The 11197-nt window shown below is 69.2% G+C and carries 10 protein-coding genes; 8 read left to right on the forward strand and 2 right to left on the reverse strand.

Annotated elements, in window-relative coordinates; all coding sequences use genetic code 11:
• Positions 1–11: 11 nt before the first annotated feature.
• A complete protein-coding gene (locus ACWIHT_RS06690) occupies positions 12–197 on the forward strand; it encodes a hypothetical protein (RefSeq protein ID WP_456165108.1) in 186 nt (61 codons plus the stop codon).
• Positions 194–556: an ATP-binding protein gene (locus ACWIHT_RS06695; RefSeq protein WP_456165110.1), complete on the forward strand. Its 363-nt coding sequence runs from the start codon at positions 194–196 to the stop codon at positions 554–556. Before ACWIHT_RS06690 ends, ACWIHT_RS06695 begins: the two co-directional genes overlap by 4 nt.
• On the opposite strand, the gene ACWIHT_RS06700 is transcribed toward ACWIHT_RS06695, so the two are convergent.
• Positions 553–1392, reverse strand: coding sequence for a LysR family transcriptional regulator (locus ACWIHT_RS06700; RefSeq protein ID WP_456165112.1), 840 nt, complete (start codon positions 1390–1392; stop codon positions 553–555). The genes ACWIHT_RS06695 and ACWIHT_RS06700 overlap by 4 nt on opposite strands.
• 93 nt (positions 1393–1485) lie before the next feature.
• Between ACWIHT_RS06700 and ACWIHT_RS06705 the strand changes: the two genes are divergently transcribed.
• The 5 genes from ACWIHT_RS06705 (at position 1486) to ACWIHT_RS06725 (ending at position 8835) form a co-directional block, all read left to right on the forward strand.
• Positions 1486–2223, forward strand: coding sequence for an SDR family oxidoreductase (locus tag ACWIHT_RS06705; protein ID WP_456165997.1), 738 nt, complete (start codon positions 1486–1488; stop codon positions 2221–2223).
• A 148-nt stretch (positions 2224–2371) separates the two neighbouring features.
• On the forward strand, positions 2372–3841 hold the full coding sequence (locus ACWIHT_RS06710) for an ABC transporter permease (protein ID WP_456165114.1): 1470 nt from the start codon (positions 2372–2374) through the stop codon (positions 3839–3841).
• A gap of 154 nt (positions 3842–3995) precedes the next feature.
• Positions 3996–4682, forward strand: coding sequence for an ABC transporter ATP-binding protein (locus tag ACWIHT_RS06715; protein WP_456165116.1), 687 nt, complete (start codon positions 3996–3998; stop codon positions 4680–4682).
• Positions 4683–4893: 211 nt separating this feature from the next.
• Positions 4894–8241: a S8 family peptidase gene (locus tag ACWIHT_RS06720; protein WP_456165118.1), complete on the forward strand. Its 3348-nt coding sequence runs from the start codon at positions 4894–4896 to the stop codon at positions 8239–8241.
• Positions 8242–8322: 81 nt separating this feature from the next.
• Entirely contained in the window at positions 8323–8835 is a 513-nt protein-coding gene (locus tag ACWIHT_RS06725) for a hypothetical protein (RefSeq protein ID WP_456165120.1), read from the forward strand.
• Here the strand turns inward: ACWIHT_RS06725 and ACWIHT_RS06730 are convergent.
• The gene (locus tag ACWIHT_RS06730; protein WP_456165999.1) at positions 8825–9757 is read right to left on the reverse strand and encodes a helix-turn-helix domain-containing protein; all 933 of its coding nucleotides are present in this window, start codon (positions 9755–9757) and stop codon (positions 8825–8827) included. The genes ACWIHT_RS06725 and ACWIHT_RS06730 overlap by 11 nt on opposite strands.
• A gap of 170 nt (positions 9758–9927) precedes the next feature.
• Between ACWIHT_RS06730 and ACWIHT_RS06735 the strand changes: the two genes are divergently transcribed.
• The gene (locus ACWIHT_RS06735; protein ID WP_456165122.1) at positions 9928–10971 is read left to right on the forward strand and encodes an NAD(P)-dependent alcohol dehydrogenase; all 1044 of its coding nucleotides are present in this window, start codon (positions 9928–9930) and stop codon (positions 10969–10971) included.
• Positions 10972–11197 lie beyond the last annotated feature (226 nt).

Consider the following 11197-nt stretch of genomic DNA (forward strand, 5'->3'; position numbering starts at 1 on the left):
GGCACCCGTTCATGTCCGACCCCTACGACACGACCCTCTGCGTCGAGGAACTCCGCGAGGCCCTCGGTCTGCACGGCATCACGCTCCCTTCCCTCGGCGTGGACATCCTGGCCGCCGGCCTCGTCGCGCTCGGGAACTGCAACATCGTGACGGCTCGTGAACTGGCCGCCGCCCTCCGCAAGGCGGCCGAACGGTGACCCTCGAACTCCGTCTGCTCGCAACTCCCAAGGCTGTACCGGAACTTCGCCACCGCCTCCGTCACCACGACTACGACATCCGCCTGTGCGCAACGGAGTTGGTGACGAACGTCATCGAGCATGTCGGGGAGGGAACTCCGGTGACGGTCCGCGTCCTCGGCACGGACGACGGCCACACGCGAGTCGAGGTCACCGACCCGGACGCCCGCGCACTCCCTGTCCTGCTCCACGCCACGGCGACGGACGAACACGGCCGGGGCATGGCCCTTCTCGACGCGCTGGCGCAGCGGTGGGGCGTGGAGCAGGGGGCGGACCACAAGACGGTGTGGTGCGAGCTGGGCGGCCTTGAGCGCCCTTAAAGACGTGTCGCTACGCGGATCAGGTCGGCGACCGCGCGGAGTCGGCTCCGCGACGGCCATGCGATCACCGTGGTCACGGGTGGCGCGTCGAGGACCGGCACGGCGGTGAGATCCCGGCGCAGGTCGGTAGCGGCGGATGCGGGCATGATCGCGGTGGTACGGCCGAGCGCGATCAGTTGGAAGAGCTGTGTCAGGTTCCGTACCTCTGCGCCCGGTCCCTCCGGGTAGCCGCCGCCAGGGCCGGGCCAGCGCGCCATCGGTAGTTCCGGCAATGCGGTGACCTCGGCCGTCCGGATCCGTGAGCGGCCGGCGAGTGAGTGAGAGGTGGGCAGGATCGCGACCTGTCCTTCGGTGCGCAGAATCTCGGTGTCGAGTCCGGCCGCCGAATCGAAGGGCAGATGCAGCAGCGCCACGTCGGCCTGCCCGTTCTGCAGCAGTGTCTGTTGCTGGTGCGCCTCGCAGAGCAGCAGATCGACGGTGGCCGCGCCGGGCTCCGCGCGGTAGGCGTCGAGCAGTTTGGCCAGGAACTCGTCGGCGGTGCCGGATTTGACGGCGAGGACGAGGCGGGGGCGCTTGTGCGCGGCCTGCTGGGTACGCCGCTCGGCCGCGGCCACCGCGCTGAGGATCGCACGGCCCTCGGACAGCAGTACGGCGCCCGCCTCGGTGAGCGTGACCTTGCGGCTGGTGCGCTCCAACAGGGTTGCCCCCAGCTGTCGTTCGAGCCGGGCGATCGCTCGGGACAGGGGCGGCTGGGCCATCTCCAGACGCTGGGCGGCCCTGCCGAAGTGCAGTTCCTCGGCGAGGGCGACGAAGTACCGCAACTCGCGTATCTCCATGCCTGCACAGTAGCCGCGGCGGACGGTCGATCCATGTCGCCCGGGTATTGATGCGCGACCGAGGTGGTGTTGGTGCACGGCCGAAGCGCGGCCATGCTCGTTGTCATGAGCGAGAAGACGATCGCGCTGGTCACCGGCGCGAACAAGGGAATCGGATACGAGATCGCGGCCACGCTGGGTGCGCTGGGCTGGAGTGTCGGCGTCGGCGCTCGGGACGAGCGGCGCGGGGCGGACGCCGTGGCGAAACTGCGCGCGGCGGGCGCCGACGCGTTCGGCGTGCCACTGGACGTGACCGACGACGACAGCGTGACCGCCGCGGCGCGGCTGATCGAGGAGCGGGCCGGACGCCTTGACGTCCTGGTCAACAACGCGGGAGTGGCGGGCGGTTGGCCGGAGGAGCCGACCACCATCGACCTGGAGACCGTGCGGCGGCTGGTGGAGACCAACGTCATCGGCGTCATCCGGGTCACCAACGCGATGCTGCCGCTGCTGCGCCGCTCGGCGCACCCGCGGATCGTCAACCAGTCCAGTCATGTCGGCTCGCTGGCCCTGCAGACCACGCCCGGTGTCGACCTCGGAGGGATCAGCGGGGCCTACGCGCCGACGAAGACCTTCCTCAACGCCGTCACTATCCAGTACGCCAAGGAACTGAGCGGAACCAACATCCTGATCAACAACGCCTGCCCCGGCTACGTGGCCACCGACCTCAACGGGTTCAGCGGTACGCAGACCCCTGAACAGGGCGCGGCGATCGCCGTCCGGCTGGCGGCTCTCCCCGACGACGGGCCCACTGGCCAGATGTTCGACGACAGCGGAGTCGTACCCTGGTGAAGTCCTGTTCAAAGGGCGCGAAACGGGCCACAACGCAACCCCATTGACAGCCTCGCACATGGCCATTCTTTGCCCACGGACAGCCTTCTCATCGTTCTCTTATGTCGGCCTTATGGCATCATCACGCGCTGTACCTAGCTTGCGGGCCATGTTCTTCACCTACTTGAGGCGCGAGTTGCGCCGCCGCAGAAAAGCGGCCCTCGTCGTCGCCTCCGGCCTCGCACTGGGCATTGCGCTGGTCATCGTGGTCAACTCCGTGTCCTCCGGCATGGGGAAGGCGCAGGACAAGGTCCTCCAGTCGCTGTACGGACTCGGCACGGACATGACCGTCACCAAGGCGGCCACGGCCAGCGCGAGCAGCTCGCAGCAGCCGCGGTTCCAGTTCGACGCCAACAACAACGACGACAGCAAGACGCAGAGCAGTGACCGCGTCATGGTCCAGGGCTTCACGACGCTGGCCTCCACCACCGTCACCAAGGTCGCGGGCCAGAAGGGTGTTTCCGACGCCGTCGGCGGGCTCAGCCTCAACGTCGTCAAGGTCGACGGCCAGTTCACCCGCGGCCAGTTCAAGCAGGACCAGGGCAGCGGCACCGGAGGCGGCGGCAACCGCGGCGGCGGCACCGGCGCGCCGCAGGGCTCGGTCACCGGTGGTGGCGCCAACTTCAACATCAACGCGTACACCGTCTACGGCACGGACGTCACCAAGCCCGCGCTCGGCCCGCTGACCTCCTCGAAGATCACCAGCGGCCGTACGTTCACCACAGCCGAGGCCAACTCCAAGGTCGTCGTCGCCGACTCGGCGTACGCCAAGGAGAAGAAGCTCAAGGTCGGTTCGACCGTCACGATCAAGAGCGTCAAGTACAAGGTCATCGGGATCGCCACCGCCACCAGCGGTGACGCGGCGGCCAACCTGTACATCCCGCTGACGCAGGCGCAGACCCTGAGCGGTGACAAGAACAAGGTCACCACGATCTACGTCAAGGCGACCGACTCCAAGCAGATCTCGGCCGTCAAGAAGACCATCACGAGCAATGTCTCGGGTACGACGGTCACCACCTCCGCCGACCTCGCCGACACCGTGTCCGGGTCGCTGTCCACCGCCTCCTCCCTCGCCACCAGCGTCGGCAAGTGGCTGTCGATCGCGGTCCTGATCGCCGCGTTCCTGGTCGCCGGTCTGCTCACCTCCTCGGCGGTCTCCCGCCGGGTGCGTGAGTTCGGCACGCTGAAGGCGCTCGGCTGGAAGTCGGGCCGGGTGACCCGGCAGGTGGTCGGCGAGGCCATCGTCAACGGTCTGGTCGGTGGTGTCCTCGGTATCGCGCTCGGCCTGGCGGGCGCGTATGTCGTGACCGCGATCAGTCCCACCCTGTCCGCCTCCCTCGGCAACTCGGCCGGTGGCGGCGCCCGTCCGGGCGGCGGCCCCGGCGGTGGCGGCGGCTTCGGCGGCGGCCGGCAGGCCGCGGCGAAGACGCTCGACGTCGCGCTCACCGCGCCCGTCAACGCCACCACCATCGTGCTCGCGGTCGGCCTCGCCGTAGCCGGCGGCCTGATCGCCGGCGCCTTCGGCGGCTGGCGAGCGTCCCGACTCCGCCCGGCAGACGCCCTGCGCAGAGTCGAGTAGCCGGTCCCTGGTCAGCGCCGGTCACTCCAGCGCGCCCCAAAGGGGCGCGGGGAACTGCGCGACCAGCCACGACGGCGCCGCAGTCGAACTACGGCGAAACGGGGCCCGTCCCACGACGGGCCCCAACCCCCTTTACTTCTCCAGGAGTTGGACCATGTACGAACTACGAGGCGTCACCAAGCTCTACTCACGAGGCAAGGAAACCGTCCACGCCCTGGACGGCATCGACCTCACCATCGGCGACGGCGACCGCCTGGTCATCCAGGGCCCGACCGGCGGCGGCAAGTCGACGCTGCTCCAGATGATCGGCGCCCTCGACAGGCCCACCGCAGGTGAAATCGTGCTGGACGGCGTCGACTTGGCGAAGCTGTCGGAGGCCAAGCTCACCAAGGTCCGCAGCGAGAACATCGGCTTCGTGTTCCAGTCCTTCAACCTGATCCCGACGCTCACCGCGCAGGAGAACGTCGAGACCGCCCTCGTACCGCTGGGCGTGAAGACGAAGGAGCGGCGTCAACGGGCCGCCGACGCGCTGGAGTCGGTCGGACTCGCCGAGCGCCTCGGCCACCTCCCCGGCGAGATGTCCGGAGGACAGCAGCAGCGCGTCGCCATCGCCCGCGCGCTCGTCAAGCAGCCCAAGGTGCTGCTCGCCGACGAACCGACCGGCAACCTCGACGAGTCGATGCGCGACGAGATCATGGACGTACTGGAGCGCATGTGGAAGGAGCACGGGCTGACCTTCATCATGGTCACCCACGACTCCGCCATCGCGAAGAAGGCGCCGCGTCTCGCCACCATCCGCAAGGGCAAAATCACGGTGAAGGAGAACGCGGCGTCCAAGTAACCCGGCGACTGGGTAACGGAGTTCACGCGGGTTCGTAACATTCCACGGCTGTGCTTTCTCACCCTCCTCTCATCTCTTGAGCGGCTGATCACCCCTCGGCATACTGCGTGTTCCGGGGGGTGTCCGCGCAGGTGTGCGAACTCTCCCCGGGTCGGGCGAATGGGGAAATTCGCCCGCTACCTGAGCTCCAGGGGGAGTTTTGCGCAGACAAGTGAAGAGAGCGTGCGCGGCCGGTGTCGCCACGGCCGCCGCCGTCGCCCTCGCCGCAGGCATGACCAGCCCGGCGTCGGCGAAGCCCGAACAGGGCGAACGGAGCGCGACCGGCTCCGCGTTGCCCACCGCCGGTGCCGCGCGGGACCGGCTGGCCGGCGAACACCACCTCACCCTGATCACCGGCGACCGCGTCACCGTCGACGCCAAGGGCCGGGTCGTGGGCCTCCAGCCGGCAAAGGGCCGTCAGCACATACCGGTTCAGGTGCGGAGGATCGCCGGGCACACGCTCGTCATCCCCGCCGACGCGGGCCGCCTGGTCGCGACCGGCAAGCTCGATCAGCGGCTCTTCGACATCACCGAACTCGACAAGTCCGCCGAACGCGCCTCCCAGAAGGCGGGGTTGAAGGTCATCGTCGGCTACCGGGGCGCCGCCACCGCCACCAAGGCCGACGTCCGCGACGCGGGCACCCTGCGCCGGTCCCTGACGACCCTGAACGCCGACGCCGTCCAGACCCCGCAGCGGGACGCCCACGAGCTGTGGGACGCCGTCACCAACGGCGACAAGGCCGCCTCCGGCATCGCGCACATCTGGCTCGACAGCGTCCGCAGGGCCGCCGTCGACACATCGGTGGCGCAGATCGGCGCCCCCAAGGCGTGGGCGGCCGGCTACACCGGCAAGGGCGTCAAGATCGCCGTACTGGACACCGGAGTCGACGCCGATCACCCGGACCTGAAGAACCAGGTCATCGAGGCCAAGAACTTCTCCACCGCCGCCGACACCAAGGACCGCGTCGGGCACGGCACGCATGTCGCGTCCATCGCGGCGGGCACCGGCGCGCTGTCGCACGGCAAGTACAAGGGCGTCGCACCCGGCGCGAAGATCCTCAGCGGCAAGGTCCTCGACGACAACGGCACCGGCGACGACTCCGGCATCCTCGCCGGCATGGAGTGGGCGGCCCAACAGGGCGCCGACATCGTCAACTTGAGCCTCGGCGGTCAGGACACCCCGGGGATCGACCCGTTGGAGGCGGAGGTCAACAGGCTCTCCGCCGAGAAGGGCATCCTCTTCGCCATCGCGGCGGGCAACGACGGCCCGGAGTCGATCGGTTCGCCCGGCAGCGCGGACGCGGCCATCACGGTCGGCGCGGTCGACCGCAACGACAAGCTCGCCGACTTCTCCTCCACCGGCCCGCGCCTCGGCGACGGCGCCATCAAGCCGGACGTCACCGCGCCCGGCGTCGACATCACGGCGGCCGCCGCCCCCGGCAGCCTCATCGACCAGGAGGTCGGCGAGAACCCGCCCGGCTACCTGACCATCTCGGGTACGTCGATGGCGACCCCGCATGTCGCGGGCGCCGCCGCCCTCCTCAAGCAGGAGCACCCCACCTGGGGCTACGCCGAGCTGAAGGGCGCGCTGACCGGGTCGGCGAAGGGCGGCAACTACACGCCGTTCCAACAGGGTTCGGGCCGTATCGCCGTCGACAAGGCGATCAAGCAGACCGTGATCGCCGACCCGGTCTCGGAGAGTTTCGGCATCCAGCAGTGGCCGCACACCGACGACACCCCGGTCACCAAGCAGCTCACCTACCGCAACCTCGGCACCAAGGACGTCACCCTCGCCCTCACGGTGGCGGCCACCGACCCCAAGGGTCGCACGGCCCCCACGGGCTTCTACAAGCTGGGCGCCACCAAGGTGACCGTCCCGGCGGGCGGCAGCGCCTCGGTCGGCCTGACCGTCAACACCAAGCTCGGCGGGGCGCTCGACGGTGCCTACTCCGCGTATGTGACGGCGACGGGCGGCGGGCAGAGCGTCCGTACGGCCGCGGCCGTGGTGCGCGAAGTGCAGTCGTACGACCTCACGTTGAAGTTCATCGGCCGTGACGGCGCCCCGGCCCCGTACTACGACGCCACGGTGGTGGGCATCTCCGGCCTGGGCAGCGGCGGCTACTTCACTCCCTACGACGCCTCGGGCACCGTCAAGGTCCGTGTCCCCAAGGGGGGTTACGTCCTCAACACCTCGACCTACGTGGACCCGGACGACCTCACCAAGGGCGTCGACTGGATCGCCCAGCCCAAGCTGGACATCTCCAAGAACACCTCGGTGACCGTCGACGCCCGCACGGCCAAGCCCGTCGACATCACGGTCCCGGACGCCGGCGCCACGTCGGTCTTCGCGGCACCGATGTTCGCGGTCACGACGCCGGACGGAGACGGTGCCGGCTTCGCCAGCTTCCTGCCGACGTACGACAACTTCCGCACCGCGCACCTCGGTCCGCAGATCACCGACGGTTCGCTGACCGAGCAGTGGGACGCGCACTTCGCCAAGGGCACCGGCGAGCAGTACGACACCACGACCGTCGCCAAGGTCAAGCAGCTCGCCACCGGCTACACCAAGCACTACAAGGCGAGTGAACTCGCCACGGTGAAAACCCACTTGGGTGCCCCGGCGAGCGGCAAGACCGGCGAGGTGTCGGCCTTCGGCGTCCTGCCCGACGGCATCGGCAGCACCTCCGCCGCCCTCTCGCAGAAGCTGCCCGGCACCCGCACCCTGCACGTCTCCACCATCAACGGAGTGCAGTGGGAGCTGGACTTCGAGCAGGACGGCGCGCCCCACGCGAACGGCGACCCGAACCCGGAGGCCTTCTACTCACTGAACGACCTCCAGACCTTCAAGGCCGGTCAGACCTATTCGCGGACCTTCAACACCGCGGTCTTCGGCCCCCATCTCACCGCCGACTACGGCGTGTTCCGCAGCGGCAACGAGATCGCCGGGCTGCTGCCGCTGTTCGCCGACTCCCAGGGAAACCCGGGCTCGTCGACGTTCACCTCGGTCAACACCACCCTGTACCGCAACGGCACCAAGGTCGGCTCCAACAAGGACCCGCTGTTCGGCGAGGCCACGTTCAAGGTCCCGGCCGCCAACGCCTCCTACAGACTGACCACTTCGGTCATCCGCAGCGTCAAGGTCGCCGCCGCCTCCACCCGGATCGACGCGAGCTGGACGTTCTCCTCGAAGAAGCCGTCCGGTTCCTCCTTCGCCCAACTCCCGGTCTCCACGGCCCGGTTCCACGCGGTCACCGGCCCGGACAGCCGCGTCCAGGCCGGAAAGAAGGTGACCTTCCCGGTCACCGTCGAGGGCGCGGCGGCCGGCCGCAACCTCAAGTCGCTCGGCGTGTGGGTGTCGTACGACTACGGCCAGACCTGGAAGAAGCTGACCGTGGTCAACGGAAAGATCACCGTCACCAACCCGGCCAAGGGCAAGGCCATCTCCTTCCACGCCAAGATCGCCGACAAGCAGGGCAACAAGTCGACGGTCTCGATCTACAACGCCTACTACGCCAAGTAGGAGGGGACTCAGCTGAGTTGAAGCGGGGGCGGCCCGCCGGAAGCACACCTTCCGGCGGGCCGCCCGTGTTTCCCTGGGATCATGACCGCCGCCGTCACCGCCATGATCACCGCCGTCGTCGGTGTGCTCGGTACGCTCTTCGCGCCCGTGCTCAGCCAGCGCCTCACCGCCCGGCAGCGCGCCGAGGACGCCCAAGTCGCCGAGCGCAGACGGCTGTTCGAGGAGCGCCGGGACGCCTACACCGCCATGAACCGTTCCTCGCGGCAGTTCCACGAGCTTCTCAAGGACGCCTTGCACCGCATCCGCGACGGCGTCTACACGGAGTTGGAGCGCGACCAGTTGGAAGAGGCGCGCCGCGAATACCGGGACCGTTACGCCGAGGCGCAGATGGTCGTGCCCGAGCGCGTCCTGGACGCGTCGCGTGCGGTGAACGCGGTCCTCGCGGACATCGACGCCACCGTCAAGCGGCTCGACCGGGGGCTGGCCCGGGACGGCGAGAGCGCTGAGCAGGCCATGCTCGACCTGACGGAGGTCGTGCCCCGGCTGTCGGCGATGCGGCAGCTGATGCGGGGCGACCTCGGTGTCACGGAGTGAGCCCGGGGCGGTCGGACGACGTTCCCGCGCGGGTCGCGTCCGTGCCCCAACTCGCCAGCAGGCGAAGGGAGTCGGCGGACGGGGAGCCGGGCTCCGCGTGATAGGTGATCAGGGCCTGGTCGGTGCCGTCCGACAGCCGGAAACCCTCGAAGTGCAGGGTGAGGTCACCGACCAGCGGATGGTGCAGGCGCTTGACACCGTAGGTCTTCTCCTTGACGTCGTGGGTCGCCCACAGCCGCCTGAACTCCTCGCTCTTCACGGAGAGTTCGCCCACCAGCGCGGACAGCCGCGGGTCGTCGGGGCAGTAGCCCGCGTCCATCCGCAGCATGCTGACGATGTCCGCCGCCTTCTGCTCCCACTCCACGAACAGGTCCCGGTACTCGGGCCGCAGGAACACCAGCCGCGCCCAGTTCCGCTCCTGCGGCGGCAGCTCCGACCAGTCGCCGAAGACGGCCGCGGCCATCCGGTTCCACACCAGGATGTCCGTGCGGCGGCCCGTGATGTACGCCGGGACCGTGTCGATCGAGTCGAGCAGCTGCCGTAGCGGCCCGCGCACGTGCTGCGCCGGGGCCGACGACTTCTTCTTGTGCTGCTTCGGCTTCGCCAGGTGGGTGAGGTGCGAGGACTCGGCGTCCGTCAGGCGCAGCGCGCGGGCGATCGCTTCGAGGACCTCCGCCGACACGTTCCGCCCGTTGCCCTGTTCCAGGCGCGTGTAGTACGCCACCGACACCCCGGCCAGCTGCGCCAGCTCCTCGCGCCGCAGCCCGGGCACCCTGCGGTGCCGCCCGAAGTCCGGCAGCCCGACGTCCTCCGGCTTCAGCCGGGCCCGCCGGGTGCGCAGGAACTCGCTGAGTTCGGCGCGCCGGTCCAGGGGCCGGCCGGTGTCCAGGGGCTCGGTGGCGGATTCGGGCTGTTCGTCCATGCCCTCCAGTATTCCCGGTCGTACGTCCATGAGCCTGACCTCGCTGGTGGTAGGCACAGCGGACATACGCAGAACCGTGGCCTGGGTAGCCTTCCGTGTTTCGGGCAGGCTGTTCAGCGTGCCCGGCCGGAAGGCAGCCGGGCGCACATCCCCCCTAGGAGTGTTCCGGCATGACCACCACAGTCGCCGCATACGCAGCCCCCGCCGCCAAGGCTCCCCTGGAGCGCACCACGATCGAGCGCCGGGCGGTCCGTGAGTTCGACGTCCTGATCGACATCAAGTTCGCCGGTATCTGTCACTCGGACATCCACCAGGCCCGCGAGGGCTGGGGCGAGGCCATCTTCCCGATGGTGCCCGGCCACGAGATAGCCGGCATCGTCTCCGAGGTCGGCCCCGGTGTCACCAAGTTCCAGGTCGGCGACCGGGTGGGCGTCGGCTGCATGGTCGACTCCTGCCGCGAGTGCGACAACTGCAAGGCCGGCCTGGAGCAGTACTGCACCGGCGGCAACGTCGGCACGTACAACGCGCTCGACAAGAACGGCGAGCCCACCTACGGCGGTTACGCCGAGAAGATCGTCGTCGACGAGAACTACGTCCTCGGCATCCCCGAGGGCGTCTCCCTCGACGTGGCCGCGCCGCTGCTCTGCGCCGGCATCACCACCTACTCGCCGCTGAAGCACTGGAACGCCGGCCCCGGCAAGAAGGTCGCGATCGTCGGCATGGGCGGCCTCGGTCACATGGGCGTCAAGATCGCGCACGCGCTCGGCGCGGAGGTCACCGTCCTCTCGCAGACCCTGAGCAAGAAGGAGGACGGCCTGAAGCTCGGCGCCGACCACTACTACGCGACGAGCGACCCGAAGACCTTCACGGACCTGCGCGGCAGCCTCGACCTGATCATCTCCACGGTGTCGGCGCCGCTCGACCTCGGCGCGTACCTCTCGCTGCTGCGGACCGACGGCGCGCTGGTCAACGTGGGCGCCCCCGAGGAGCCCGTCTCCCTCAACCTGTTCTCCCTGATGGGCGGCCGCAAGACCCTCGCCGGTTCCGGCATCGGCGGCATCCGGGAGACCCAGGAGATGCTGGACTTCTGCGCGGAGCACGGCTTCGGCGCGGAGATCGAACTGATCTCGGCGGACCAGATCAACGAGGCGTACGAGCGCGTCCTGTCGAGCGACGTCCGCTACCGCTTCGTGATCGACACCGCGACGATCTGACTGCGTCGCTTTTAGGGGGGGTGCGGGGCGCGGGGCGCGGGGCGTTGTCGAGTGCGGGTGCGTTGTGGTTGGCCGCGCAGTTCCCCGCGCCCCTAAAGGGTCGGACCAGCTGAGGCGCTTTGAGGGGAGCGGTGCGTTGTGGTTGGCCGCGCAGTTCCCCGCGCCCCTAAAGGGTCGGACCAGCTGAGGCGCTTTGAGGGGAGCGGTGCGTTGTGGTTGGCCGCGC

The organism is Streptomyces sp. NPDC002276 (assembly GCF_053891435.1).

Coding starts and splice junctions, on each gene's coding strand:
- ACWIHT_RS06690 (WP_456165108.1), top strand. CDS start 12: ATGTCCGACCCCTACGACACGACCCTCTGCGTCGAGGAACTCCGCGAG.
- ACWIHT_RS06700 (WP_456165112.1), bottom strand. CDS start 1,392: ATGGAGATACGCGAGTTGCGGTACTTCGTCGCCCTCGCCGAGGAACTG.
- ACWIHT_RS06705 (WP_456165997.1), top strand. CDS start 1,486: ATGCTCGTTGTCATGAGCGAGAAGACGATCGCGCTGGTCACCGGCGCG.
- ACWIHT_RS06710 (WP_456165114.1), top strand. CDS start 2,372: ATGTTCTTCACCTACTTGAGGCGCGAGTTGCGCCGCCGCAGAAAAGCG.
- ACWIHT_RS06715 (WP_456165116.1), top strand. CDS start 3,996: ATGTACGAACTACGAGGCGTCACCAAGCTCTACTCACGAGGCAAGGAA.
- ACWIHT_RS06725 (WP_456165120.1), top strand. CDS start 8,323: ATGACCGCCGCCGTCACCGCCATGATCACCGCCGTCGTCGGTGTGCTC.
- ACWIHT_RS06730 (WP_456165999.1), bottom strand. CDS start 9,757: ATGGACGAACAGCCCGAATCCGCCACCGAGCCCCTGGACACCGGCCGG.
- ACWIHT_RS06735 (WP_456165122.1), top strand. CDS start 9,928: ATGACCACCACAGTCGCCGCATACGCAGCCCCCGCCGCCAAGGCTCCC.